Source organism: Metasolibacillus sp. FSL H7-0170 (assembly GCF_038593115.1).
GTDB lineage: Bacteria > Bacillota > Bacilli > Bacillales_A > Planococcaceae > Metasolibacillus > Metasolibacillus fluoroglycofenilyticus.
Window position 1 is genome coordinate 910,430 of sequence record NZ_CP151964.1, and the last position, 26,974, is coordinate 937,403.

General features: G+C 39.2%; 28 protein-coding genes. 9 read left to right on the forward strand and 19 right to left on the reverse strand.

From position 1 onward, the window contains the following. Positions 1-210 precede the first annotated feature (210 nt). The 6 genes from MHH70_RS04340 to MHH70_RS04365 form a co-directional block, all read right to left on the reverse strand. Positions 211-339: a hypothetical protein gene (locus MHH70_RS04340; protein ID WP_268807852.1), complete on the reverse strand. Its 129-nt coding sequence runs from the start codon at positions 337-339 to the stop codon at positions 211-213. 623 nt (positions 340-962) lie between these two features. After that, on the reverse strand, positions 963-4,358 hold the full coding sequence (locus tag MHH70_RS04345) for an InlB B-repeat-containing protein (protein WP_342472656.1): 3,396 nt from the start codon (positions 4,356-4,358) through the stop codon (positions 963-965). A 298-nt stretch (positions 4,359-4,656) separates the two neighbouring features. Then, a complete protein-coding gene (locus MHH70_RS04350; protein WP_342472657.1) occupies positions 4,657-5,088 on the reverse strand; it encodes an HIT family protein in 432 nt (143 codons plus the stop codon). Next, positions 5,085-5,717 carry an esterase gene (locus tag MHH70_RS04355; protein WP_342472658.1) on the reverse strand — a complete coding sequence of 211 codons (633 nt, stop codon included), beginning with the start codon at positions 5,715-5,717 and terminating at the stop codon, positions 5,085-5,087. Before MHH70_RS04355 ends, MHH70_RS04350 begins: the two co-directional genes overlap by 4 nt. A 12-nt stretch (positions 5,718-5,729) precedes the next feature. Further along, positions 5,730-6,290, reverse strand: a complete 561-nt coding sequence (locus MHH70_RS04360; protein ID WP_342472659.1) for a DNA helicase — start codon at positions 6,288-6,290, stop codon at positions 5,730-5,732. A 20-nt stretch (positions 6,291-6,310) separates the two neighbouring features. Continuing rightward, the gene (locus tag MHH70_RS04365) at positions 6,311-6,997 is read right to left on the reverse strand and encodes an O-linked GlcNAc transferase (RefSeq protein ID WP_342472660.1); all 687 of its coding nucleotides are present in this window, start codon (positions 6,995-6,997) and stop codon (positions 6,311-6,313) included. 141 nt (positions 6,998-7,138) lie between these two features. On the opposite strand from MHH70_RS04365, the gene MHH70_RS04370 reads away from it, so the two are divergent. The 6 genes from MHH70_RS04370 to MHH70_RS04395 all read left to right on the forward strand — a co-directional run bounded on the left by MHH70_RS04370 (position 7,139) and on the right by MHH70_RS04395 (position 13,119). Continuing rightward, positions 7,139-8,530 carry an L-cystine transporter gene (locus MHH70_RS04370; protein WP_342472661.1) on the forward strand — a complete coding sequence of 464 codons (1,392 nt, stop codon included), beginning with the start codon at positions 7,139-7,141 and terminating at the stop codon, positions 8,528-8,530. Positions 8,531-9,028: 498 nt separating this feature from the next. Next, positions 9,029-9,631, forward strand: a complete 603-nt coding sequence (locus tag MHH70_RS04375; protein ID WP_107942516.1) for a hypothetical protein — start codon at positions 9,029-9,031, stop codon at positions 9,629-9,631. A gap of 343 nt (positions 9,632-9,974) precedes the next feature. Further along, entirely contained in the window at positions 9,975-10,886 is a 912-nt protein-coding gene (locus MHH70_RS04380) for a methyl-accepting chemotaxis protein (RefSeq protein WP_066163886.1), read from the forward strand. 15 nt (positions 10,887-10,901) lie between these two features. Further along, positions 10,902-11,651, forward strand: a complete 750-nt coding sequence (gene pgeF / locus MHH70_RS04385; protein ID WP_066163888.1) for a peptidoglycan editing factor PgeF — start codon at positions 10,902-10,904, stop codon at positions 11,649-11,651. 140 nt (positions 11,652-11,791) lie between these two features. Next, positions 11,792-12,127, forward strand: a complete 336-nt coding sequence (locus tag MHH70_RS04390) for a PadR family transcriptional regulator (RefSeq protein WP_066163891.1) — start codon at positions 11,792-11,794, stop codon at positions 12,125-12,127. After that, positions 12,127-13,119, forward strand: coding sequence for a hypothetical protein (locus MHH70_RS04395; protein ID WP_107942515.1), 993 nt, complete (start codon positions 12,127-12,129; stop codon positions 13,117-13,119). The genes MHH70_RS04390 and MHH70_RS04395 overlap by 1 nt, the downstream gene beginning before the upstream one ends. A gap of 1 nt (position 13,120) precedes the next feature. Here MHH70_RS04395 and MHH70_RS04400 read toward each other — a convergent pair whose 3' ends face one another. From MHH70_RS04400 to MHH70_RS04445, 10 genes are all read right to left on the reverse strand, one after another. After that, positions 13,121-13,732: a DUF3298 domain-containing protein gene (locus tag MHH70_RS04400; RefSeq protein WP_342472662.1), complete on the reverse strand. Its 612-nt coding sequence runs from the start codon at positions 13,730-13,732 to the stop codon at positions 13,121-13,123. 234 nt (positions 13,733-13,966) lie between these two features. Beyond that, positions 13,967-14,647, reverse strand: a complete 681-nt coding sequence (locus tag MHH70_RS04405) for a hypothetical protein (protein WP_342472663.1) — start codon at positions 14,645-14,647, stop codon at positions 13,967-13,969. Between the two features lie 3 nt (positions 14,648-14,650). Further along, positions 14,651-15,142: an ECF transporter S component gene (locus tag MHH70_RS04410; protein ID WP_342472664.1), complete on the reverse strand. Its 492-nt coding sequence runs from the start codon at positions 15,140-15,142 to the stop codon at positions 14,651-14,653. Then, entirely contained in the window at positions 15,139-15,543 is a 405-nt protein-coding gene (locus MHH70_RS04415) for a bifunctional adenosylcobinamide kinase/adenosylcobinamide-phosphate guanylyltransferase (RefSeq protein WP_342472665.1), read from the reverse strand. The genes MHH70_RS04410 and MHH70_RS04415 overlap by 4 nt, the downstream gene beginning before the upstream one ends. Beyond that, a complete protein-coding gene (locus MHH70_RS04420; protein WP_066163905.1) occupies positions 15,495-16,085 on the reverse strand; it encodes a histidine phosphatase family protein in 591 nt (196 codons plus the stop codon). The genes MHH70_RS04415 and MHH70_RS04420 overlap by 49 nt, the downstream gene beginning before the upstream one ends. After that, positions 16,058-16,825 carry an adenosylcobinamide-GDP ribazoletransferase gene (gene cobS, locus MHH70_RS04425; RefSeq protein ID WP_107942512.1) on the reverse strand — a complete coding sequence of 256 codons (768 nt, stop codon included), beginning with the start codon at positions 16,823-16,825 and terminating at the stop codon, positions 16,058-16,060. The genes MHH70_RS04420 and cobS overlap by 28 nt, the downstream gene beginning before the upstream one ends. Before the next feature lie 12 nt (positions 16,826-16,837). Next, complete coding sequence (locus MHH70_RS04430; RefSeq protein ID WP_342472666.1) at positions 16,838-17,491, reverse strand: bifunctional adenosylcobinamide kinase/adenosylcobinamide-phosphate guanylyltransferase; 654 nt, start codon at positions 17,489-17,491, stop codon at positions 16,838-16,840. Positions 17,492-17,827: 336 nt separating this feature from the next. After that, positions 17,828-18,247, reverse strand: coding sequence for a Fur family transcriptional regulator (locus tag MHH70_RS04435; RefSeq protein WP_107942510.1), 420 nt, complete (start codon positions 18,245-18,247; stop codon positions 17,828-17,830). Beyond that, on the reverse strand, positions 18,244-19,095 hold the full coding sequence (locus tag MHH70_RS04440) for a metal ABC transporter permease (RefSeq protein ID WP_107942509.1): 852 nt from the start codon (positions 19,093-19,095) through the stop codon (positions 18,244-18,246). The genes MHH70_RS04435 and MHH70_RS04440 overlap by 4 nt, the downstream gene beginning before the upstream one ends. Positions 19,096-19,108: 13 nt before the next feature. Beyond that, positions 19,109-19,855, reverse strand: a complete 747-nt coding sequence (locus MHH70_RS04445) for an ABC transporter ATP-binding protein (protein ID WP_107942508.1) — start codon at positions 19,853-19,855, stop codon at positions 19,109-19,111. A gap of 104 nt (positions 19,856-19,959) precedes the next feature. Here MHH70_RS04445 and MHH70_RS04450 point away from each other — a divergent pair, with 104 nt between their 5' ends. Further along, complete coding sequence (locus MHH70_RS04450; protein ID WP_082798955.1) at positions 19,960-20,199, forward strand: hypothetical protein; 240 nt, start codon at positions 19,960-19,962, stop codon at positions 20,197-20,199. Between the two features lie 324 nt (positions 20,200-20,523). Here the strand turns inward: MHH70_RS04450 and dacB are convergent, their stop codons facing one another. The 3 genes from dacB to MHH70_RS04465 form a co-directional block, all read right to left on the reverse strand. Then, a complete protein-coding gene (gene dacB / locus MHH70_RS04455; protein WP_342472667.1) occupies positions 20,524-21,945 on the reverse strand; it encodes a D-alanyl-D-alanine carboxypeptidase/D-alanyl-D-alanine-endopeptidase in 1,422 nt (473 codons plus the stop codon). A 387-nt stretch (positions 21,946-22,332) separates the two neighbouring features. Continuing rightward, complete coding sequence (locus MHH70_RS04460) at positions 22,333-23,220, reverse strand: deoxyribonuclease IV (RefSeq protein ID WP_066163922.1); 888 nt, start codon at positions 23,218-23,220, stop codon at positions 22,333-22,335. Positions 23,221-23,232: 12 nt separating this feature from the next. Further along, positions 23,233-24,534, reverse strand: a complete 1,302-nt coding sequence (locus MHH70_RS04465) for a DEAD/DEAH box helicase (protein ID WP_342472668.1) — start codon at positions 24,532-24,534, stop codon at positions 23,233-23,235. A gap of 173 nt (positions 24,535-24,707) precedes the next feature. Between MHH70_RS04465 and vrrA the strand changes: the two genes are divergently transcribed. Then, positions 24,708-25,151, forward strand: a complete 444-nt coding sequence (gene vrrA / locus MHH70_RS04470) for a VrrA/YqfQ family protein (RefSeq protein WP_342472669.1) — start codon at positions 24,708-24,710, stop codon at positions 25,149-25,151. A gap of 824 nt (positions 25,152-25,975) precedes the next feature. Continuing rightward, complete coding sequence (locus MHH70_RS04475) at positions 25,976-26,944, forward strand: 4-hydroxy-3-methylbut-2-enyl diphosphate reductase (protein WP_066163933.1); 969 nt, start codon at positions 25,976-25,978, stop codon at positions 26,942-26,944. Positions 26,945-26,974: the final 30 nt, after the last annotated feature.

A 26,974-nucleotide genomic window follows, 5' to 3' on the forward strand; every position in this document is an offset into this window, starting at 1 on the left:
GGCGTCCAAAAAGCCGTGCATAGCCGGCATTTTGGACGCTAATGCTGGTATTTTAGCAAAATGTTTGCGTCTCTAAAATAGAGAGCTTTCTTTGAAAACGCTAGAAACACAGGGGTTAGCGGTGCTTCTCCAAAATGAAAGAGAAGTGGCAAAAGTCCTCCTTAACATGCGATTTCTAGACAAAACCCTCTTTTTAGACAGCAGCTTTTTTTAGATGTCCAAAATCCCGCGCAACCACCTGTCCACAAAGCTTTCAAATGTAATGCCATATTGATTATAAATTTCGTGATAAACAAAATAAACACCGAGCCTTTCTAGTAGCTCATCATCAATGCGCATACACCCCTACCCTTTCTAAAACTAGCATACGTGCTGGGACTGGCTAATATGAAAAAACTAGCTAAAGGAACGCAATTATAGTCCTAAAGTAATTATTCTCCCAATTCCCGTGAAAATCATTATTATTGATACTCCATAATATAATTGTTTCATGTTGAAGCCCTGAAAACACATTACACCAACTACATTACTGGGCGGTCAAGTAATATAGTTGCTTAGTTTTTTGCAAGGTCACTAAATAAGAATCAATGGCTGTAACAATAAAGTCGTTTAATATACTGGATGATTTTAGATAATCAAAACGTGTGGCTGTGGAGATCCATAGGTCAAATTGTATGTGAGGGACGATAAAACGATAGAAGCGACATCGTCAGAAGTCTTACATTGTATTTTGCACAAAAAAGGGGGCGTCCAAAAAGCCGTGCATAGCCGGCATTTTGGACGCTAATGATGGTGTTTTAGCAAAATGTTTGCTCATCTAAAATAGAGAGCTTTCTTTGAAAATGTTAGAAAAATAGGGTTTAGCGGTGCTTCTCCAAAATGAAAGAGAAGTAGCAAAAGTCCTCCTTCACATGCGATTTCTAGACAAAACCCTCTTTTTGGACAGCCCCTTTTTCTTTTTATTATTTTTGCATAATTCGATATAAAAATGCGACAAATTGCGCTCTTGTGACAGGCTCGTTTGGTCTGAATTGGCCGTTATCACCGAGTGTAATCCCTTCGCGCTCTAGCGTCGCAATATAACCAGCACTCCAGTGGGAGCCTGCCACATCTACAAAGGAACTTGTGCCTTCTGGTGTTAGCTCAAGCACGCCCACAAGCACTTTAGCTAATTGCGCTCTCGTCATATTTTCTGCTGGGAGAAACGCACCACTTGCCCCGTCTATAATGCCTGCTTGTTGCAATGTTTGAATCGCCTCATAATGAGGGTGTGTGGACGGTACATCCGAGAAACCATCTGCTTCTCTCACTGCATCTAGTGAAAATGCTCTTGTTAGTAGCACTGCCACATGCATACGACTAATCGGAGCATTCGGACGGAAAGTACCATCTTCAAAGCCTTGGATAATACCGAGAGCTGTTAGTTCCTCAATCATCTCTTTTGCCCAATGTTTTTCTACATCATGAAATGGTATGATTGGCTGTGCTGGCTGTGAGGGTTCAGGTTCCTCTATAGGTATTGCTGTCCATTTTGCATAGAGCGAAATATTTTCTCGCAAAATCGTTTCCTCTTCCCATCGTTTTGTCAATGCCTCATCTTGATACCAACCTTCAAAGCGATAGCCCTCCCTTATTGGTACAGGTAAATCGCCAACTTTTGTATGAGAGCTTATGTCGATTGGTGCTATCGCTGTGCCACCGTTCGCATGCAATGTGATTCTCACCTTTGTTGGTGGCGAGTAATAATTGTTGTTTAATGTAGGGGCTGGATTGCTACCTCCACCTGTTGTTGGTGGATTTGCTGTCCACTCGGCATAAAGTGTGACATTCCCTTGCCCCATTTGGAAAATTGCATTTTCAGCATAAGATATCCCTTTGCCGTCTGCTTGCGTATTCCAGCCCTTGAACGTATAGTTCGTTCGAACAAGCTGACCACTATTGCCCTGCACTGTTGCGCTAGCATTTTCTTCATATGCTTGATAATCCTGTGGCACAGTACCACCTGTTGCCCCGTTTCTATCATAAATCACTGTATATGTTGGATTCATTGTCCATTTCGCATACAGTGTAATCGCCTCGGTTACGACATTCGTCGCAAAACCCCATTCATCAGTGAATGCCGCATCCTTATACCATCCAACAAATGCATGCCCTTGTTTGCTTGGTGGAGTGGGTTCACTTATCTGCGTATTGTACGGTATTTGCTGTGCGATTACAGCACTGCCACCGTTTGATTCAAAGGTTACTAGATAGGTTTCCACTGTCCATTTCGCATAGAGTAGTTGATTTTGGGTACCCATTATGAAAGTAGTATTTTCAGCATAGTCGAGTCCTTGACCATCCGCCTCAGTATTCCAGCCTTCGAATGTATAGCCTGTTCTTTCTAAAATGCCACTATTATTTTGTACAGTTACAGTGTCGCCCTGTTTATAAGTCATTTGATCAACTGGTCTATTACCTGTCGCGCCGTTTGCATCATAGAATACATGATAAGCAAATTCCGACTCATATGCACCTAAATCGATGAAACTACCTTGAATACGTGGATTGTTTAAAAGGTCAGTTGATTGTGTATTTAACGCATTATTTCCTTTATTAATGGCCGGCGACCCTGCCCGTAATTGATAGTTGTGTTGACTTGAGTCTATAAAAATAGCTTCTGGTGTATACGCAACGGATTGTATATCCGTTGTTGACTGATGGAACTTAGCTAAAATATTCCCACTTTCCTCTACATCCAGTAAACTGTTTTCAATCATCGCGTTAACACTTGAATGAAGCGCTGGCTCGCCATTGTTGCCAGCAATGATACTATTGTCTATTTTTGGACTGCCACCATAGATGGCTCCTTTATTCAGTGTTGTTTCATTACCACTCATTGTGACATTTTTTAGCGTGGGGCTACTACTATTATTGAACATGCCGCCTCCAGAATGCGCTTCGTTGCTGCTGAATGTCACATTTGTTAGCGTGGGGCTACTATTATAATTGTACATGCCACCTCCATCAGATGCTGTGTTGCGCTCAAAAGTGACATTTGTTAGCGTGGGACTGCTACTACTACTATTGGACATGCCGCCTCCAGAAGATGCTGTGTTGCGCTCAAAAGTGACATTTGTTAGCGTGGGACTGCTACTACTATTGTACATGCCGCCTCCATAATATGTTGCTGTGTTGCTGCTGAATGTCACATGTGTTAGCGTGGGGCTACTACTACTATTGGACATGCCGCCTCCATAATATGTTGCTGTGTTGCTGCTGAATGTCACATGTGTTAGCGTGGGGCTACTACTACTATTAGACATGCCGCCTCCAGCAGTTTTTGCTGTGTTACTATCAAATATGACATTTGTTAACCTGGGGCTACCACCAATATTGTACATGCCGCCTCCTTCAGAATATGGTGCTGTGTTGCTACTGAATGTCACACGCGTTAGCGTGGGGCTACTATTATTATTATACATGCCGCCTCCATAAGATGCTGTGTTACTTTCAAATATGACATGTGTTAGCGTGGGGCTACCACCAATATTGTACATGCCGCCTCCTCTAGAATATGGTGCTGTGTTGCTACTGAATGTCACATGCGTTAGCGCGGGGCTACTATTATAATTATGCATGCCGCCTCCATCAGATGCTGTGTTGCCCTCAAAAGTAACATTTGTTAGCGTGGGGCTACTATTATAATTATGCATGCCGCCTCCCCTACGATTTATTGCATTTCCTCCCTTAATCGTTACACCGTCTAAAATGGCTGTAGCGTTTAACTGCAAGCCATCTGGATGATAGAATACATGGTAACTATTTCCTTCATTATCGGTTGGTGTGTTATCAATATCACCACTTAAAATCGTTGGATACTGCTCCCAATCGCGTGCTGTTCGCTCGGTTTCTGTACCACTAAAACCTCCGTAAATGGCTACATTATTTTGCATTTGGAAGGTTTTATAACGATTATCTGTCCCCCCAACTTTTTTTGTCGGTTTATACGTACCTTGTGCTAGCCAAATTTCTACTGCCGTTGCCCCTGCATTTAATTTACTGGATGCTTCATCAAGTGCTGACTGTAAATCGTTATAGGCGGTTGCCCAATCTATGCCATCGCCACCGTTTTCCTTTGCTGCATCGACATAAATAACCGTACTATCCGCTGTCGTTTGTATCATTTGGATGGTAGCACTATCAGGGGAAGCCGTTACCAATTGTTCTACTATAGGGCTTTTCGCCGTTTTCCCTGCATAATAAGGCTGACTAGACAAATTCTCAATTGCCATTGTTGGTAAACTACCAAATAACGTTTGCATAAACAAAACAACAATCGCTATAAGTACAAGAGTTAGCTTTGTTTTTCGTTGCATATTTGTTGCTCCTTTCGCTTGATTTTGTTATCTCGTAGACACATTATATAGTGCGAAGGTTAAAATTAGGTTAAAAAAGTTGATTTATTTTTTCACTACTCCTTGTTGGAAAATGCACCTAAAGCGGTGTTTGGTTGCTTTTCATACAAATGCTATTGAATATTATGGGCTGTTTATAGAATAGCATGGCTAACATTTCTAAATGACTCCATTAAACAACTTTATTATTTATTCGCCGCAAATAACAAAAGCACAGGAACTCTCGAATTTTAACAAGATTCCTGTGCTTAATTAGGTTTTAAATTGTTTTTTCTAAGCTTTTAATCATATTAACCATATGTGTTTGCGTTTTCACTAGCTTTTGTTCATCTACGTGAACTTCTTCGCCTTCCCTAAAGAAATCTGCAAAATGTTGTCCTTCATATCTTGGCACAACATGCATATGGAAATGTGTTAATTCATCAAAAGCGCCACCGTTTTGACATACAGTAATGCCATCTGGCTGAAACAACGTTTTGATTGTCTTTGATATAAGCTGTGTCGCTTCCATTACTGCAGCTGCCATGTTTCTATTAAGCTCATCGAAATAACATACATGTTTTTTAGGCAAGATTAACACATGTCCTTCATTATAAGGGGCGCAATCTAAAATGCAGCATACATGCTCGTTTTCAAATATTACATAAACGGGTGCTTTTTTGTTTGCTAAATGACAGCCTAGACAATTCACTTGCTTACCTCTGAAAACCAAGCCATCAAATCGTTCAATTCTTCCGCGATTACTCCATGCCCATCCGCGTATGTTTTAAAGGTTATTTGTGCGCCGTATTCCTCGAAGAATTCTGCACTAGCTTTGCCCCATGCAAGTGGGTAAACATAATCATACTCCCCATGCGCAATAAACATTTTGACATTGCCTAATGGTAGTTTGCGATATTCCTCTACTACAAATTGAGGGACAAAGCCGCTTAAAACTACAGCCCCGTGAAGCGTATCGCCCATTATAACAGTTAAAGCCTGAACAAGTGCTGCGCCTTGGTTGAAGCCCATGAGATATAGCGCTTCCTTTTTCAATGAAAACTCTACGACTGCTTCTTCAATAAATTGTTTTGTGAATTGTACAACTTGGTCAAAGACATCCTGATTCGGTAGACCTTCCTCTTCAAATGTATAAAAGGCGTAGCCTGGCGGATGCGTAATCGGACCGCGCAAGCTAAAAATATGACAGTCAAACGGCATATTTTCAACAAGTTGTAATAAATCTTGCTCATTGCTACCTAAGCCGTGCAATAAAAAGATAGCAGGCTTTTCGCCCGTTTCCTTTGGTGCTATATGTGTAAATATATATGGTGATTTCATCGCTACTTTCTCCTATTCTGTTAATTCCATGCGATTGACAAACTGATCAGCATAATAGGCTACATAGCCCTCAATAATTTTTAATGTTTCCTCAAAATCTCCCTCTAACACTACGTTTGCCTGTGGCTGTATTGTTAAATAGGTTAAAAAATCATAGCGCAGCGAGTGCTCTACTGATGCATACGCATAATCATAGATAACTGCTTCCTCTGTGACATTTAAGGCCTTATATTGGCTATGGAATAATTTTGTATAATCCTCCATTTTTTCAGAAACAAATTGGCGGATGCGCATCTGCTGTGCGAGCGATTCGCTTTCAATATAGGACACTGCTGGCACTTGTCCTTGTCCATATGTAGCGCGTAAAATTTTTATCCATGCCGCTTTATTTTCAACAAAGTACGTAATATTTAACATTAAACGGTCAAAAAAGTCTTGCTCATTTGCCGCGGACTCTTTTTTAGTAGCAATATTTTGTTTAATTGTTTTTTCGAATTGTGCTACATCTGCTTTTTGTGTTAGCAGAAACATTAATTCTTCAATATAATGGTTTACTTCTTGCTGTGTTCGCAAACTCTACACTCCCTTTTACGTTAAAAAATATATTGTCTCATATTTTCAAGTGTGTTTTCAATCGCACCCTTTAATGACTTTTGTTCCTGACGACAACAGGCCAATGCATCTTCCAATGCAATAAGTGCTTGCTCTAAAAACGCATCATGTTGCAAGCTTTTATATAGCTCTACTAAAATAAGTGCCCGATTCCAATGCCAGCGAGCATTTTGTTCATCTAAGTCAATCGCTCGCTCCAAATAGCCTAATATCTCAAACGGTGTGTAATCTAAGCGCTGCATTGTTTGCGCTGCTAAACCATAATAAACAGCTTTATTTGGATTATATTTAACAGCCTGTAAAAAGCAATGCACACTTTCCTCATAATGATGTGCAAATAAAAAAAGCTGTGCTTGTGTAAAAAAGGATTGCGCCCGCTCTTGGTCTGTTCCAGTACGCGCGCGTTCTTCAAGTTGACGTGTTCTTGCTACAAACTGCTCTTCCTCAGTAATTTCGCGAATAGCTAATACTTCGTCCTGCTCGACATATGTCTCATCTGCCCTCTCGATTGCTTGCTCTTCACGCATTGTATAGCGAGGAATATTTGCTAATTGATAACGTTCATACAATGCAATCACCTGCTGTGCAAATGGTGAATCTTGCTGCAACTGCGCCTTTTGAAAGCAGGCATGTAATTGTCCATTATAAAATAATTGCTCCAGTTTCAATACTTTTCACTCCCTATCTTTTTAGTATACATGATTCAAGCAAAAATTTTTTAATAAAATTATTAATCCCTACTTGACTAATACACTTTATAGGAATAGAATACAATATGCTAAGTAAATATAACTAGGAGGTTATTATTAATGAATTTCATTGTACTGATAAATATTATCGCATTACTTGTGTTAATCGGTATTTTATATGCTTTAAAGAAAAAGAATATTAAATTTTCAACACGTGTCTTTATCGCATTAGGTTTAGGTATTTTGCTTGGGGCAGTGTTACAGTTTATTTATGGCTCCGGTGCTGAGGAAGTAGTAAATACAGTTCCTTGGTATAATATTATCGGAACAGGCTATGTCAAATTATTGCAAATGATTGCTATGCCACTTATTTTTATTTCTATTTTAGTAGCATTCACAAAAATGAAGGTTGGTAAAAACTTCGGAAAAATGGCTGCACTCATTTTAGCTATTTTAATTGGCACTACAGCAATTTCAGCAGCGGTTGGTATTACAACAACAGCCGTTTTTAATCTAGATGCAACACAAATATTACAAGGTGATGCAGAAGTTGCACGTGGTGAATCACTCGTAGAACGCTCTGAATCTTTAGCTGCGGCATCGCTACCACAGCAAATTGTGGAATTATTCCCAGCCAATCCATTCGCTGATTTAACAGGGTCTCGTTCAACTTCAACAATTGCTGTCGTTATTTTCTCTGCATTTTTAGGCTTCGCTTATTTATCAGTGTCACGTAGAGATCAGGAAACTGCAGCAACAATAAAAAAAGGTATTGACGCTATTTATGCCCTTATTATGGGGGTTGTGCGCATTGTACTTCGCTTAACGCCATATGGTATTTTAGCAATTATGGCACGCACTGTTGCTACAAGTGATTTTGGGGCAATTTTCAATTTAGGTAAATTCGTTATTGCCTCATACGTTGCATTAATTATTGTGTTTATCATTCATTTGTTGATTATTACATTAACAGGTTTAAACCCATTCACATATGTGAAAAAAGCAGCGGAAACGCTATTATTCGCTTTTACATCTCGTACGAGCGCAGGTGCTTTGCCATTAAATATTCAAACACAAACAGGCCGCTTAGGGGTTCCAGAAGGAATTGCAAACTTCTCCGCTTCTTTCGGTCTATCGATCGGACAAAACGGTTGTGCTGGTGTGTACCCTGCTATGCTAGCTATTATGATTGCACCGACTGTCGGTATTAATCCGCTCAGTCCAGTCTTTATTGCAACAGTTATTATCGTTGTAGCAATTAGTTCATTCGGTGTTGCAGGCGTTGGTGGTGGAGCAACATTTGCCGCTATTTTAGTACTATCTGCACTTGATTTACCAATTGCCCTTGCAGGTGTTTTAATTTCGGTTGAACCATTAATTGATATGGGTCGTACAGCATTAAACGTAAGTGGTTCGATGACAGCAGGTGTCGCTACAGCTCGTGTAACAGGAGAACTTGATAAAGAAGTCTATGATACACCTTCCGCTACAAAGCAGCTAATCGACGCATAATAAAAGCGTCCAAAATAGCCGTGCAGTTGTCGGCGGTGCTTCTCCAAAGCGCTCGCTCGATAAAATAACAAAGGTTTCTATGAAAATAGGAAAATATTAAGTATAACAAATTTCCTTCGTATAAAATGAAGAAGTAAAAATTGAATTTTTATTGTAGACGAAAAAATGGGAGCGTCTAATAAGTCTGCAACTATGCGACTCATTAGACAGCCCCATTTTTGTTTTAATGAAGCTTCTGGAAAGTAAGTTTTTCATTTCTTCTCTTACGCTTAGAAGAAACATTACTAAATCATCCATTTTCAAAGAATCCCCTCACTATTCTACCAAGTGAGCATTTTGACAAAATCCCATCAAAAGCGTTCAAAAGGACGACTAACACACGGTCTTTTGAACGCTAAACTGCAACTCTTGTACTAAATTCAGGTAAATATATTGCATAAAAAATTGGAAACGATACAATAGTGGTAAAGATTAGTAAGCCGAGTGAGGTGAGCAAGGATGTTTGAGACAGTTACAGCTGAAAAAAGTTTATTATTTCTAGAAGATGATTTATTAGTAAATGAGTTTAAAGCGTTAGCAAGAAAATTACCGCAATATCATTCAATTCCACAAGCGGGAACCATTAGCTCAAACGATGTTTGGGTTGCTGCATTTAATATTTGGCTACTCTTGCAACCAGATGAATATCTCATTTTGGAATCAGTAGAAAAAACACTCTATTATTCAAGCAATTTTATCATTTTAGATGAATTAAAAAATGATCATTATTTCAAATTTATTAAAACACATCCTGATATAGCTACCGAGTTACTATTCATTACAGCACTTTATCTTGCAGAAGCTTTAAGCCAATGGCTAGCAGAAGTATTATTAGTAGAAAACCGCGAGGATATTATTATTCGCAATAGACGTCGCTCCTATTTTGAGGCACACAAAGGCAGCGACGAAGAGGTACGTCAATTCGTGGAAGATCAAGCAGCCATCGTCAAAATCATCATGCCGATTTTGACGAAAGAAAACACGCTAGAGCGCCTTATTAAAAATAGCTACGATGAGGCTTCAACGCACTTCCATAAAAAAAATATTGTGGTGGAAAATTAAACTATATATGTCAATGGAACTACATGGAATCAATTATGATTTATGTAGTTTTTTTAACGTCTCTCAGCAATATTTTTTGTACCGAAAGCGTAGCGACAGGTACACAGGTATGAGACCAATTTCAGCGGGTGTCCAAACACTCGCTGAAATTTAAGCCTCCGGCGGATGTCAGGGACTTTGAATTGTGCAAGCACCGTTCAAAATCCCAACGCAATTACGCCAAGGCGTAATTGATTAAAGTTTTAATATGTATAAGAAAAAATTACTAGTCAGATGCATGCTTTTTCATTACACTAAACTATAACGAGCATTATTTTTATAGGCTACAAAGAGGAGGCTATATATGATAAACAAACAAATTGAACAAGTGACAGACCAACATGTTGTAAAATCTTTAGAAAAAAATCTAGCAATTGTCCGCTTTAATCTAAATCATGATGTTGAATATGTAAATGAGCAGTTTGCTGCGATGCTCGGCTACAAAGCAGCACAATTAATCGGGGTAAATCATAGCCAATTTTGCTTCCCTGAATTTTCTGAAAGCCCTTCATATAAAGAATTTTGGAGACATATAGAACAAGGGAACTCTTATAAAGACAAAGTTATACGAAAACATGTTTCTGGAGAAAAAATATGGCTAGAAGTAACTTATATGCCTATTTTCTCTGATAATGGTCGTCAAGTGATTGGTGTTAGTAAAATCGCTTTAAACATTACAGAAAGAATGGAAAATGTGAATTCTTTAGCAAATCAACTAAAAGATATGTCGGAAACATTAAATGAAAAATCCCAAATCGGCCATAATGATAGCATCACTTTGCTGAGCAACATTGAGCATATCGAGGAAGAGTCAACAATAAATCAACAAAATTTGCAAGCTTTACAGCGAGAAGCGGAGTCCATTACCAATGTCGTCAAAACCATTCGCGATATTGCTGCACAAACAAATTTACTTGCGCTAAATGCGGCAATTGAGGCCGCTCGTGCAGGTGAGCATGGCAAAGGATTCAATGTTGTCGCTCAGGAAGTACGCAATCTATCAACAAAGGTTTCACAGTCGATTGGCGAAGTAAAGGATAATGTTGACCGTATTATTGATAGAATAAATTCCGTCACGACTAGTATTGATGCTATAACAAAAAGTGTGCAGGGCAGCACAGAGCAAATTGAAAAAACAGTAAATCACTTTCAATATATTGCCCAAACTGCTGAATCATTGGAAAAAAACACAAATGAATTTATTGAGAGAATTTAAAGGGGTTGTACGCTAATGCTTCAACTTTATATGAATAACGAGCATTTTTTAGCTGGAATAACACTGAAGAACGATAGCATGGAATCCAATAATATGGCATTTTACACATCTGAAAGCCCACTGACTGTTCTTCAAAATCGCCAGCAACTTGCTAACGAAATTGGCTATTTACTAAAAGATTTTGTTTGCCCAGAACAAACACATAGTGCAAACTTCCAAAAGATAACGAAATCCCAAAAAGGTAACGGCGCAGAAAATCAAGCATCTGCCATCCCGCAAACGGATGCCCTGTATACGTATGAGCAAGGAGTTGTACTCGCGATTTTTACAGCAGATTGCGTGCCTGTTATCATAACGAATGCCACAACAGGTTTATGTGCCGTAATTCATAGTGGCTGGCAAGGAACTGTGAAAGAAATTACAGCAAAATTGCTACAAAAATTAATGGAGGAAGGAAACAACCCTACTGATTTTCACGTGCAAATTGGCATGGCGTTAAGCCAGCAACGCTTTGAAGTAGATGCAGATGTATATAAGCAGTTTCAAGCGCTTGGCTATGCTGATGATTTTATGTACTTTCATAAGCCAACAAAAAAATATCATATCGACAATCAATTCACTGTACGACAGCAATGTCTACTAGCTGGTGTGCCAACAGAAAATATACAGCTCGACCGAACATGTACATACGACGCAGCACATGGCTTCTCCTACCGCCAACAAAAAACTTGTGGTAGACATATGATTTTTGTTGTACGTAAATAAAATAGAAAAGCCGCCTGAAATCAAAATTCCGATTTTAGGCGGTTTTTTTAAAGAAATTTGCAAAACTGTAATCAAGATAACATACATTGACATACAATACACTATACTGTACTATACACAGTATATAAGGAGTGGATTATATGAGCTCGTTAATTGATTCTTTCACAATTGAATTGAGACGCGGCACGTTGACTTTAGCCGTCTTAAGCCAATTACAAACACCTCAGTATGGCTATTCACTTGTTCAGCGCTTAGAACAAGCAGGCGTTAGTATTGAACAAAACACGCTATATCCCCTGCTAAGACGTTTAGAAAAGCAAGAACTTGTCACAAGTAGTTGGGATACAACTGAAAGCAGACCACGTAAATATTACGTAATTAGCAATTATGGCAATGAGATTTTTGAGCAGCTAAAAACAGAATGGCTAACTTTAGCAAGTGAATTAAATACTTTGTTACAAGGAGATGATAAATAATGAAGTTAATTGAAGCGTATGTGTATGAGGTAACACGTAGATTACCTAAAAAAAGCCGAAATGATATTGCACTTGAGCTGACATCAACAATTGAAGATATGCTACCAGACAATTACAGTGCAGACGATATTAAGCTTGCTTTAGAAAAGCTTGGTAGCCCTGCTCATCTTGCTGCAAATTATCGTGATGAAGCGCGTTATTTAATTGGACCTTCGCTGTATGATTCATACGTCGATACAATTAAATTGATATTGCCATGGGCACTATTAATAACGCTTATTGTGCAAGTCGTCCAAAATATTTTATTACTTAATGAAGTACAATCTATTCTAGCAATTTTAATTAAATTTGTGAGTTTTAGTATTGTAGATTTAATCATGGTGGCATTGCATGTGTTGTTTTGGATAACAATCACTTTTGTTATTTTAGAGCGTAGTGGTGTTAGAAATTTAACGGTGAATGAAGAATGGACAGTAGAGGAGTTAGACAAAGTACAAATAATTCCTGATAAAAAAGGAATTTCTATCGGTGAAATATTATTTGAATTTGGCTGGTTTATTATTTTTACGATTTGTTATTTCACAGCAGGGCATTTTATTGGTATACACCAAACTACTGACAGTGGTAATTTGCTGTTCGTTATGCCTATTTTCCAGCAACAAACTTTGTTGGCATTCGCCCCATTTTTTCTACTAGCTATTGCATTGGAAATTGTGCTACTTTTATACAAACTGAAGCATCGGGTATGGACAATGAATATGGCCATAGCAAATCTTATAATTAAATTAATTAGTGTTGTCATTTTTATTATTATCATTCGCAACACAAATTTAATAAATGCTGAGCTTGCTCCTTATTTAGCTAATTTAATGAATATCGCTACTATAAAAATCGAGCAAAGTCTAAGCTACATCGTTATTTTGACAATAATTACAATTATCATTACAACTTGTATTGATATTTATAAAGGCTTTCATAAAGCGAAAATATAACTTACATCATTCTCCCAAGTGGTCCATCTTCTACTACGATATCGGCAAGTTCATACACCGAAATTGGGAACATTGGTAAGCCATAATAATACGGTGCTAAATCGTATAATTGGAAGAAAATAACGAGTGTTTTATCTGCAATATAGAAAAATTGATTTGGTGAAATGGTCGTAAATGGCTCAATTACTGGGATATTGCGCTCTTTTATTTGCTCCTTAATATGCCGAGATATGACGTTGACATAATCGCTATTTGGTTTAAATAAATCTTTCAACTGACATAGCTCTCCTTTTTTCAAGTCAAATGTCAGCGGTTGAACAACCGTCATCCCGTGTGCGGCATGATAAAAATAAACATAGTTCGATAGCGTTAAGCTGAGCACATCGCGCTGATTATTTTTCAGCTCATATGTGCCTAGCATTTGCTCGATTGTAGAAGGCATACTACCTGCTTGTTTATTTATTAATTGCTGCGTTTCATGGACGATTGTTTGATTAATAAAAAATTGTAATGAAGGATTATGCATTTGTATTGCTTGAGGATAGTAAATAATTTGCTGTGGCGTATTTTGGACAGTATGCGTTTGCGTTGTCACTGGAAATGTAAAAGACAAAAAAACCAACTCTTTTCTCATTTTTGACATTGTATGCTAGTCAAAAGTCTTTTATCCATGAGGGACGTCCGAAAAACGTGCGGAGCACTGCTTCTCGGACGTTTTATTAAACTTAAAAAAGTACAGTAGCTCGTTTCAAAAGAGTGTAAACAGTAAATCTAACATCTTCACCCTTCCGTTTATAATGAATAAGTAAAATTATATTTTCATCGTACTAAATATAATTCATTCGTTTTAGAAAGCCTCGATTTTTTCTAAACGATAAATCGGCGCCGATATCGCTTGATATAACTGCTCAATATTAGTTTCTTCGACAGCAACAAGAATAGCTGTTGCGGGACCAGCGGAGCTCTTCATATCTACAGTGCAGTCAAATCGTTGCCCTGTAAACGCAGTGATTTCCACACCGATTCCTTTAGAGCCACAGGGCCATAATGCTTTAATAACATCTGCCTGTAACAGTGTATAAAGCTCGCATAAATTTGCCACATCTTGTCTATGCTCCATTACTTGCTGCCCTACTAAAGGTCGCCCAATTACAAAGTAGTGGCAATTTACAATTGTTGGTGTAAACTTCCTTTTTCCAATCATCGTTAAGCTTAAGCCTGATTGCAACGCAGAAAAATTGGATTCTGTTGAGCCTACAATTGGTGGTAAGTCTTTTCCGATTTCTTCAAATTGTCGCTGACAGCCCCTCACATAGTCAGCCCAAGCAGTTTCTCCTGTAAAGTTCGCTAATACTAAATGACTTGGCTCGGCTCCAGCGCACCATTGCTCTAAAAGTGCCACTCGCGTTGCAAAATAAGCGACAATTTCATTCGGCACTTGAACATAGTCAGCATCTTTTTCACCGATACACCCTGAATTGTCTATTGTTAAAATGGTTGTGGAATCAAGCCGGATAGCGTTTCGCATTGCTTACCCCTCCCATTTCGCCATTTTTTTCACACGTTGGAGTACAGGAGCACAGGCAATAGCCACTCCAATATTAATGACTGTAGCAAGCAATAAACCCGGCAATGCACCGATGTAAAAGGCTGGTGAAATTAAAAAATAAAATGGTAATGCAGCTATAAAACCATTTGCGACAAGCATCCAAGCCCATTTCGTTTTAGCAAAGCCCGCTTTATGTAAACGTGCAAAAATCCAAATAATCGTGAACATTTCAAATCCAATAATGGCATGAAATGAGCCGAACGGCATTCCTGAGCTTAGCGCTGTTGCCAGATGTCCTAAAGCACCCACAAAGCCTGCATAAATAGGCGGCAGCACAAAGGCGGCTAATAATGCTGGAGCCGAATCAAGCGCGGCTGACGCGATAAAAACAGGTATTTTAACAAGCCCTCCTATTGCGCATAAGGCTGCTAATAATGCCGTTAAAACGATAAAACGTAAATTTTCTCTCGTCATAGTCCCTTCTCCTTTACTATTTGCGGAATACCGTACCAAATGCGTGTCACTTGCTCGCTATATGCAAACATCGCTTGATACAATCTACCACAAGTATCTCGTAGAAATCGCTGCTCTCTCTCTAGTGGGACAATGCCTCTTCCCATATCTGTACAAATACATACTACTGTTGCCTGAGCATCTAGCTGTCGCAATTTCTCCATTAATATAGCTACAATTTCATCCTCTGTTAAATGGGCAAGCTGCTTGACCATTTCTTCAAAGCGTCCTAGGATTACAACATCTTGCTGCCTAAAAGTAGTCGGCTCTGGTAAATGTCCCTCAAAAATATGCTGCTGTTTATAATGCTGCCTTACATACTGTCGTTTACCATTATAGGCACCTCCGATATAGACGTGCATCGCTCTCCCTCCTTCCATGCAGAAAAATGCGACCAATAGCAGCTATATAATAGATGATGCTCTGCATGTAGGCCTTCAAATGGCTGCTGTGAAAACTGTGCCAACAATAAACGAATCACCCCTCCATGTACAACGAAGGTATACTGACCTGGCCCTGTAATAATTTGTTGTACAGCATGCCCTACTCGTTCTTTAAACGCTTGAAAGCTTTCACCAGATGGCGGTGTTACTTGCGCAGGATTTGCTAACCATTTTCTATAGTGTGGGTCGTCTTTTAATTGCTCATATGTTTTCATTTCAAACTGCCCAAAGTCAAGCTCACGTAAATCCGCGCTCGCCTCATAAGGTACTTGCGGAAAATAGCAGGCTGCCGTCTGCTGACAGCGTTTTAAGTCACTTCCATAAACAATGGTAGGCTGTACGGCAATGTGCACCGGCTGCAATGGCAAAATTGGTTCATCCGTATGCCCAATATATTTTCGTTCAGTATTCGCCTGCGTTTTACCGTGACGAATTAAATGAATAGTAATAGCGTCCCCCATAGCACAAGCTCCATCCCTTCATAAAGTGCACCAAGTAAGTCCCCTGTCATTCCTGCAAAGTTTTTATTTGACCAATGGCGATAGAAAAGCAGGCTACATAGCATGATAATATATAAAGCAAGTAGTGACCAGTCGCCCATATACAGTGCAAAGGTGATGACAAGCAGGCTATAAAAAACACAGGCTACAATTACTGCTTTTGTCTGCACTCGCTCCTTAAAATAAGCAGCTAATCCTGTTGTTTTTGCGTTTTTCATTGTAATGAAATAAAGTAGCATCGCAACACGTGCTAAAAGAGGAATTGCAATAAAGTAAAAAAGATTAATTTCACGCAATAAAGCCTCATAGAGAAATCCCACTTTTAGCAATAATAAACAGACAACTGCTAAAACACCAAAGGCTCCTACCCTTGGGTCCTCTAAAATTGTTAAACGCTTTTCTGTATCACGATAGGAAAAAAAAGCATCGCTTGTGTCGATAAACCCATCTGTATGTATACCACCTGTTATGACAATCATACCTACGACTAAAATGGCGGCTGTTAATAATGGCGATAATTGTAGCCAGTAATTATTTATAGTCAAAAATCCTATAAGCGCTCCACCCGTCAATAAGCTAAGAAGAGGCATAAGTATATACATGGCTGTCACATTTTTTTTCGTTAAAGATAGTTCTCGCTTAATTGGCAGCACGCTAAAAAACTGCAAGCTAAGGAGTAGCCCTGTTAAGAAATGCTTCATTTTTACCTCCTCTTACTTCCAACGCTTACTTAATCGATGGTCTATTTCATAGGCTTCATCACATTGTGCCACAATCCATTGATGAAGCTCGCCTAATAATTGCTTATATAATTCTGTTTCTTCATATTGCGATGCTGGCTCGTCTAATACCTCATTAGAAACAAGTAAAATACTTATATCTTGTTCTTTCCACTTTTCAATATATTGCTTGAATGATTTAATGTAATGTGAAATGGCATGAGCTTGTTTATTATCTGAGCTTGTTTTATATATCACATTCCCTAGCCATGTTGTTAAGCAATCCCATAGCACAACCTCAGCATTCCCAAATACGAATAGCTCTTCTTCTAATACATCTGGTATTTCGAGCGTATGCCAAATAGCCTCGCTAGCTTCTCGGTCTGCTTGGTGTCTGGCAATTCTTGCTTGCATTTCCGCATCAAAGGCTACTCCTGACGCAATATAAGTCAAAGAACGGCTATCATTAGTTGCCGCAAGCTGCTGTGCATATTGCTCCGCGAATGCGCTTTTTCCACTGCGAACACCGCCTGTCACAAATATTAAATGTCCCATCATTCCACCACCAAAATAGTTAATGCTAAAAAGGGGGCTGCCCGAAAAGCTAATATCTTTTCGGACAGCCCCACTGATGTATTGAATACCCACAAAAAATCCCCTGCCTCTGCGGTAGCCACAATACTCCATCGCAAAGGAATCATCTATCAATGACGCCTCGGCTAACTTTAGGTCAGATTTTTTCAAGCTTGCCCAAAAACACCTCTTAAAATCTGTAATATCCACCGAAGCTTAGGTCAACACGATGTTGGTCACTCAGTCGTTATCTTAGTATGCGATATTCTTAGACTAAGTTCCTATGATTCAGCCATCTACACGAGGTGGAAGACTTCTGTGCCTGTTGTTACACGATCGGTGCAGTAAACATCGTGAAAAAAGTGAAATGACTTTTCAGACGGTCCTTTTTCAGTCATTATAACATATTTATTACTGCACGATAACACAATCTGGGCATTTGCCATACACTTCAAATTTATGTGCTTCAACTTCGAAATTCGGCAAGCTCCCACCAAGAAATTCCATCGGACATAAAGGCAATTCTTTCACACTACCACATTCACGACAAATAAAGTGATGATGATGGTGCTCTGATTCACAATGCATTCTGAAGTTTCGTTCCCCTTGCATCTCTGTTTCGTCCAAAATGCCGAGCTCGACAAATGTTGCTAAATTACGATAAATTGTATCAAAGCTCATCCCAGGAAAATCCTTTTTCAAAACATCTAATAAATCGCGAGCCGTTAAATATTTATCCGTCTCTTCAAACATTTTCAAGATGAGCTCCCGCTTATCCGTTTTTTTATAGCCATTATCCTTTAAAATTTCCAATGCACGTGTCAAATTCATAGCGCTGCCTCCTTTGCTTGTGTTTTAAATTTTTTTGCAAGTATCACACATAATAATATGACTATGGATGTGACAACAATTGTTCCACCCGGTGCTAAATTTAAGTAAAAGGCGCTAACAAGTCCTATAATTACCGCTAGTTCGCCAAAAAGAATCGCGTAAATGATTGCTTGCTTAAAGCCTTTGGCCAGACGCATCGCTGCAGCAACAGGCAATGTCATCAAGCTCGATACAAGCAAAATGCCTACAATGCGCATACTTGCCGCAATCACAAGCGCCACAACTACCATAAATAATAAATGAATCCACTTTGCCGGCAGTCCACTTGCCTTTGCGTATTCCTCATCAAAAGAAAGGACAAATAATTCCTTGAAAAATAACAGTAAAAAGACAACAACAACTGCTGCAATCGCTAAAACAATCCATAAATCTTGCCGCGACACAGCGGATACTGAGCCAAATAAATAGCTCATTAAATCCGTATTAAAGCCGCTTGCCAATGATATAAAAATTGCACTTAAGCCGATTCCTCCCGACATAATAATCGGAATTGCCAGCTCCTCATAATGCTTATACAGGCGGCGTAGACGCTCTATTAAAATCGAGCCACTAACAGAAGCGACAATGCCCAAATAGATTGGGTTCAATAAAGCCATTGCCGCAAAGCTTTGACTTATATATAAGCTACCTGCAATCCCTGCAAGCGTAACATGTGAAAGTGCATCCGCAATAAGCGATAGCCTACGCACAACAATAAATACGCCAAGTAAAGGTGCAATAATGCCGATAATTAGCCCTGAAAAAAAGGCATTTTGTAAAAATTCGTAACGTAAAATTGCTTCTATCATCCTGCTACCTCTCCTAGTGGATCTTTCGTACTTTATGGCCATACCACGCATCAAGCTTTTGCTGTGAGATATGGTCAAAGTCATCTTTATAACCATGAAAATGAATCGTTTTATTTAAGCATGCCACATGGCTAATATGTTCTGATACAATATCCACATCATGCGTAACTAAAATCATTGTAATTTGTCGTTCCTCATTTAGTTTAACGAGCATATCATAAAACGATTGCACATTTTCATGGTCGATACCAACTGTCGGCTCATCAAGTATAAGTAGCCTCGGTTCGGCAATAAGCGCTCGTGCAATAAAAACGCGCTGCTGTTGCCCACCAGATAGTTGTCCGATATTACGCATCGCAAAATTTTCCATTCCCACTGCTCTTAATGCTTCTACTACACGTGTATCAACATCTTTTGGAAAACGCTTAAATAAACCCATTTTCTTCGTCAAGCCACTTCTGACAACTTCTGCAACTGTTGCGGGAAAGCCTGAATTAAAGGCATTTGATTTTTGCGATACATAGCCAATCCATTGTCGCTGTTTAAATGCTTGTATCGGCTGACCAAACAGTTCGATTTCACCGTTTGCTGGCTTTAATAAACCAAGTATAAGCTTTAACAATGTTGATTTACCTGACCCATTCGGACCTAATAGTGCTAAAAAGTCTCCCTGCTCTACTTGAAAGGAGATATTATTCAAAGCTTGTGTACCATCATATTGAAATGACACATTGCGTAATTGGATAATCGGTTTTGTCATATTCATTCTCTTCTTTCTAATTCAAAATCATTACGATTTACAATTTGAAAGTATAGTAGACTTTTTGTGATTTGTAAAGGTAAAACGCTTGAAAGGATGAATAAATGAATCAAATGGAATTAATGCGTTTTTTTATGGATGCGAATGACCAACAGGTGCAAGCCTTTATAAAGAAACAAAGTGGCATCGAGCTGTCCACCAAAGAAATTAAGCAATTACGCCCACTGCTAGCGCGCGCCAATATGAGCTGGCTTTTTAGCGGCATTCCAAAAGATGTTTTAAAAAGCGTCGATAAAATTATTGGGAAAGAGAAAAGAAAAAATTTAATGCAATTGCTTAATTAAAAGAACGAGGCTGTATGCTTCTCATCGGCATAGTAAATTATTTCAAATGCAAAAAAATCTTTTCTATTTTCAATAGCCATTATTTTAATGTAACATCATTGAAATGCGGGGTTGTCTGAAAAGCCTATTTTATTTTGATGCCGCATAAAATAATGATTTTCATTGTTCCACTTTTATTGAAAATCAACACTGCTAAAGCTAATGTTCATCATGTTTTTAAAAGATGTCTTGTCTATTTAGTTGATTCAATAGTTTGTCAAACATCATCTCCACTGTCCAAAATACCGGCTATGCCCGGCTTTTTGGACAGCCTCGCCTCTCTCATTAATAATGCTGAATAATAACCTCTACTAGCTGGTCTATTTGCTTCAAAGCCTGCGCATTTTTCTTGTCAGTCATTATGGCAAATGCATATTGGCGTCCACTTTTAGCTGTTACATAACCCGATAATGTGTAAACATTTGTAATGCTACCTGTTTTAGCGACAACACGTCCTCTAAGTGCATTTGTATCAAAGCGCTTGCGCAGAGTACCTCCGACAAAGCGCTCCTCCTGCCCACCAATTGGTAAGCCTTGATAAAAATTAGTGTAAATTGACTGCTGCTGTATTTTTGCTAGTAAGGCTGTCAATTCATTGGCAGAAACCCGATTAGCATGTGACATACCTGAACCATCTTCCAAACGCCATTGCTTCGTGTTTAAGCCTAAAGAATACGCATAATCGCGTAAAGCAGCTACTCCATTTTCTGTATTGCCTTCACCGTACATTTCTAATCCTAATGTTTTCACTAGTATATCTGCAATGCTGTTATTGCTTAGCTTCATAAAAACAGGATAAAGCTTATGTAATGGCAAAGATTCTTTTGTATATAATTTTGATGCTGTTGCAGGTATAACTTTGCGTCCAACTGTTACTTGTGAAATGTTTAAACCTGTTGATTGCCAAGTATTTTTAATAGCGTGCAACGTATTAATCGTTGGGTCTTGTAATGTTACCCATTCCTTCACAGTGCTCCCTTGTGGGATATTACCTGCAATAATAACTGTGTTAGAGCTGTATTGCCTTTTCACTGTTAATGTATTTTTGCCTGTTTTGGCAACTGTCCTTGCTTGATTGACAAACTTCATTCCACTCGCATTTGGTAAAACCCTAAAGCTTGGGGGCTGTGTAGTCTTATCACCTGTTATTTGTACAATAACCGTCCCAGCATCATAATCTGTGTTCGGAGACATTGTTAGGGCAGATATTCTTGCCGCATAATATTCTGTTTCATCTTCCTTAGCGATTCCCGGCGTCAATGCATTGCCGCTAAATGCGCTATCATCTCCATACAAATTGCCTTGTATCTTGCGGATGCCATGGCGCTTTAATATTTTTGCAAAAGTGAGAAAATCCTGCTGCTGTAATGTAGGATCCCCGCCACCCTTTATGTACACATCACCATATAATGTTGCATCTGCAATTACACCATCTATAAATAGCTCTGTTGAAAATGTATAATCACGCCCTAGTACATGCAAGGCGGCACTTCCTGTTAAGAGCTTTAATGTGGAGGCAGGCTTCATCAACGCTTGCCCATTATGCTCATATAAAACATTACCAGTTGTTAAAGAGCGCAATGACACACTTGTATGTGATTTTCCAATATTTTTCGTTATCGCTTGGTCAAGCATATATGCGTTCGCTGTAATAGGTAGCCCTATCAAAAGTAAACAAACAAGAAGCATTTGCGTTATTTTTTTCATCTATTATTTAGCGAGAATAACTCGCCCTCCCCCTTTCATATTACTTATTTTAAGTGTACTGCGATTTTTTATCCCGTATTAACAGGCTGTAAGACCCCCACTTCAAAACAACAGATAAAATCAAGATGTTTAAGTGGGGGATCCAACAGCCTGTAAAAACCCGATTGGTGAAACTACCAATCAGTGGGGGATGAAGAAAACCCCCACTGATTGAAGGTTCACTTTATGAGCTATCTGCACATTCTTACGGATTATCTGCGAATCACACAAACCATCTGTAATATCTCTTATTTCCTTAACAGTCATAGATAGGGGTATCGGTGAGCAAATATTTAGGGCTGCCTAGCAATAATGTACTTGCTAGACAGCCCGGACAGCGTTGATTATTTAGCCTCGCATTGCATCTATTAACGCTGGTCGGAATTCTGCATCACGTAGCATGGAAATTTCATATAAATATGGTGCTGCTTTCGTTTTTGCATCTGCCCCAACAAAAGGTGTTTCAAGTATTTTCGGTATGTGCATTAATTGGTTATGATGCACAATATAGTTCAATACATTGAAGCCAATCTCGCCAAAGCCGATATTTTCATGGCGGTCTTTTGCTGCACCACGCACATTTTTCGAATCATTAATATGCAACACTTTTAAACGGTCTAAGCCAATTATTTTATCAAACTCATTTAAAACCCCATCAAAATCATCGACAATATTGTAGCCAGCATCATGGACGTGGCAAGTATCGAAGCAAACTGAAAGGCGCTCATTATTTGTTACGCCGCTAATAATTTGCGCGAGCTCCTCAAATGTACGACCACATTCACTCCCTTTGCCAGCCATCGTTTCCAGTGCGATTTGCACGGGATGCTCCTCAGATAATACTTCATTTAAGCCTTCCACAATTTTAGCAATACCCGCGTCTGCCCCCGCCCCAACATGTGCACCTGGATGCAGAACAATTTGTGTTGCCCCGATTGCTGCTGTGCGCCTAATTTCCTCTTGTAAAAAGTCTACGCCAAGGCGAAATGTTTCTGGCTTTGTCGTATTTCCAAGATTAATGATATATGGTGCATGGACTACAATATTTTGCATGCCATGCTCCTGCATATGTGCTAGCCCTGCCTCAATATTTAGCTCTTCAATAGGCTTGCGACGCGTATTTTGTGGCGCACCAGTATAAATCATAAACGTATTAGCACCGTAGCTTAATGCCTCTTCACTAGCACCTAGCAGCATTTTCTTCCCATTCATAGATACGTGCGAACCTAATAACATACTTCAATCCCCCTATTTACGACCTCTATTTTTCAAACGGCGTTCACGTTTTTTTATTTTTTCCATTTCCCATTTCATATTGCGCTTATAACCTGGCTTTACTTTTTTCGGCTTACGCACAAGTGCCTTTGCTTTCGCATCAATTTCATTTTCATGCTTCACGCGATTTTGGCGTTGGTGACGATCCTTTAGCTCAATCCATTCACCATTTTTCACATCTTTTTGCTCGAATGGAATACCCATTTTTTCGACGCGAACTAATGCGTCCTCATCTTCTGGTTTGAATAGTGTAATCGCCGTCCCTTTATTGCCGGCACGCGCTGTACGACCTACTCGATGAATAAAGAATTCCAAATCCTCTGGTATCTCATAATTAATAACATGTGAAATACCTTGAATATCAATACCACGCGCAGCTAAATCAGTCGCAACGATAAATTGGTATTCTAAATCACGAATTTGCTTCATCATTTTTTTGCGATCACGTGGGCTCAAATCACCGTGAATTTGCCCAGCGCGAATACCTTGCTCAGCTAGATAGCCAGCTACGTGCTCCGCTGTTTTACGCGTATTACAGAAAATAACGGCTAAATAAGGATTGATACTTTTAATAACATCTAACAAGCGCGCATCACGTGACTTTGAGCGAACAGGCACTAAGTAAAAATCAATATTTTCAGCCACTGGTCGTTTATCATTCATATGGATATGAACAGGTGATTCCATATATTTCTTTAAAAATGGTTGCAGTTTTTCTGGAATTGTTGCTGAAAATACAAACATTTCTAAGCTTTCAGGCATATGACTAGCAAAGCCATCAATCTCTTCAATAAAGCCCATATCAAATGCTAAGTCAGCTTCATCTACAACAAGGATATTTGCTGTATGCACAAGCAGCGCATTTTCCTTCACTAAATCTTTTATACGGCCTGGTGTGCCGACAATGATGTGCGGCTGTGTTTTTAATTTATCAATTGAACGCTGTTTATCCGTACCACCAATAAATAATTTTGCTTGGATTTCTGTTCCTTCGATTAATTGCTGCAATGCATCGAAAATTTGCTGTGCAAGCTCACGTGTTGGTGAAGTAATAACGGCTTGTACTTCTTGCTTGCTTTCATCTAAACGCTGCACAATCGGAATTAAAAAGCTATGCGTTTTCCCTGTTCCCGTATGCGCTTGTCCAATAGCACTCTTGCCTTTTAGCACCAGTGGAATCATTTCTTTTTGAATCGGTGTTGGTTCAACAAAGCCTAATTTTGCAATAGCGTCCTGCAAAAAAGGTTTTAATTGATAATCTGTATATTTCGACATAATCGCTCCTCCTTAAATCTTTATTATTGTACCATGAAATACTGTTTTACGTGCCTAATCAAGCAACGATGTTGTAAACTTTTTCATTCAGAACCCATGTGACATTCTTTGCATATGATAGTTGTAAATCCACCATAGTGTCCATTTGATGTGCAGATAGAAAGGAGAGTTTTATGCGCCCGTTACCGTATTTTCAAATGCCTATGCCTTATTCTGCTCCCCCGTATGGTTTCATGCCAAGAGGCTTTGCACCATTTATGCGTGCTAATGCATTTGCCCCACCAATGGGAATGGGGATGCCTATGCAGGCGGCACAGGCAGCTCAAGCAGCCGCCGCCACACCAAAATGGGAAACCTTTTTGCAAACTGCTAATAGCTTTATGAATAATGCACAAAAATTCACACCTTATGTGCAACAAGCTGCACCAATGATTAAAAATTTACCAGCCCTTTGGCGAATGTATCGAGGCTTCCGCAATTCACCAAATGAATCCAGCACGATTCATGCGCCGCATAAGGATATTAAAGGCAGGAATGCAGAAAGCTCTAGTAGACCACTTGAGCGTCAAACACGTCCGTCTGTACCAAGAATTTATCAGCCACCCTTCGAGCCTTAAAGGAGAATTTAAAGGAGTTGTCTCACTGCTATAAAATCTTGAATATTGATTGAGGGGCACTGTCTGGAAAGAACTTTCTTTCTGAAGTGCTCAATTTTTTATATTAAATACGTTGTACATGAGAAAGCAGGGGGCCGTCCAAAAAGCCGTGAATAGCCGGCATTTTGGACAGGAGCGATGATATTTCACAAAATGTTGATTCATATAAAGTGAACCTTCAATCAGTGGGGGTTTTCGCACATCCCCCACTGATTGGTGATAGAGGTACACAAGCTAGGATCTTCGCATCCTGCGAAAACGCTTGTGTGACCAACATCGTGTTGGCCTCATTCTTAGTTTTTACAGGCTGTTTGATCCCCCACTTAAACATCTTGATTTTATCTGCTATTTTGAAGTGGGGGTCTGTGCTCCTGCGGTTACTCGTCGCAAACAAATTTGTTAATACGGGATAAACAGAGAACGCCTCTTTTAAAAAAGGATGAACATTGGCTTTAGCAGCGGTATCCTTCAGTAAAAGGGAAGCGATGAAAACATTGATTTCAATGCGGTGGCAAAACAAAATGGGCTTTTGGACAACTCCCTTTATAACGTGGAAGTTATTTGGACTGATTTTTTAGCAAATATCTAATAGAGCAGAGCAGCTTCAAATTAATTTTTGTTTACAAAAACCTTTGAAATATAAGCTTTCTATATAGATGTTTAAATCTATTATTATAGGTGTACAAGCTCCTTCCATTCAATAAATGACTTAAAAACACGAACTTTTGTATTCGCTATGCGTCATTTGCTATAATAGAGGCAGTGAAGCGAAAGGAGTTTGAACAATGAAAGTAATTAAAATAAATCCACGTGGTTATTGCTATGGCGTTGTTGACGCAATGGTCATCGCGCGCAATGCTGCATTAGATAAATCTTTACCAAGACCTATTTATATTTTAGGGATGATTGTTCATAATAAACACGTTACGGATGCTTTTGAGAAGGACGGTATTATTACACTGGACGGGGAAAACCGTAAAGAAATTATTGAACAAGTGGAGCAAGGCACTGTTATTTTTACCGCGCACGGTGTTTCGCCTGAAATTCGCGAGATTGCAAAACGAAAAGGGCTTATTTCAATCGATGCGACTTGCCCTGATGTAACCGTAACACATGATTTAATTCGTGAAAAATCGGCATTAGGCTACGACATTATTTATATTGGGAAAAAGGGACATCCCGAACCAGAAGGGGCAATTGGCGTAGCTCCTGAACATGTTCATCTTGTTCAATCTGTTAAAGATGTTGAGCAGTTAAATATTACAAATGAAAAATTGCTCGTAACCAACCAAACAACGATGAGCCAGTGGGATGTTTCCACACTAATGGACAGCCTACAGCAAAAATTCCCTCATATCGAGGTGCATAAAGAAATTTGCCTTGCTACACAAGTGCGACAAGAGGCAGTAGCAGAGCAAGCAGGGGCAGCGGAATTACTAATCGTTGTTGGGGACCCTATGTCAAACAACTCCAACCGCTTAACACAGGTGTCGGAGGAAATTGCCAATACGAAATCATACCGCATTGCCGATATTAGTGAGCTCAAGATAGAATGGCTAGAAGGGATTGAAACAGTTGCTGTAACAGCAGGTGCCTCTACACCGACGCCAATCGTTAAAGAAGTTATTGCTTTTTTAGAAAAATACGACCCTGCAGATACGTCAACTCACGAGCTTACTCGCACTGTAACACTTGATAAAATATTACCAAAAATTAAAGAGCCTAAGCCTGTAGAAAAAATAATGCCCTATTAATAGACGAGGACGTCTGAAAAGCGCTACTTT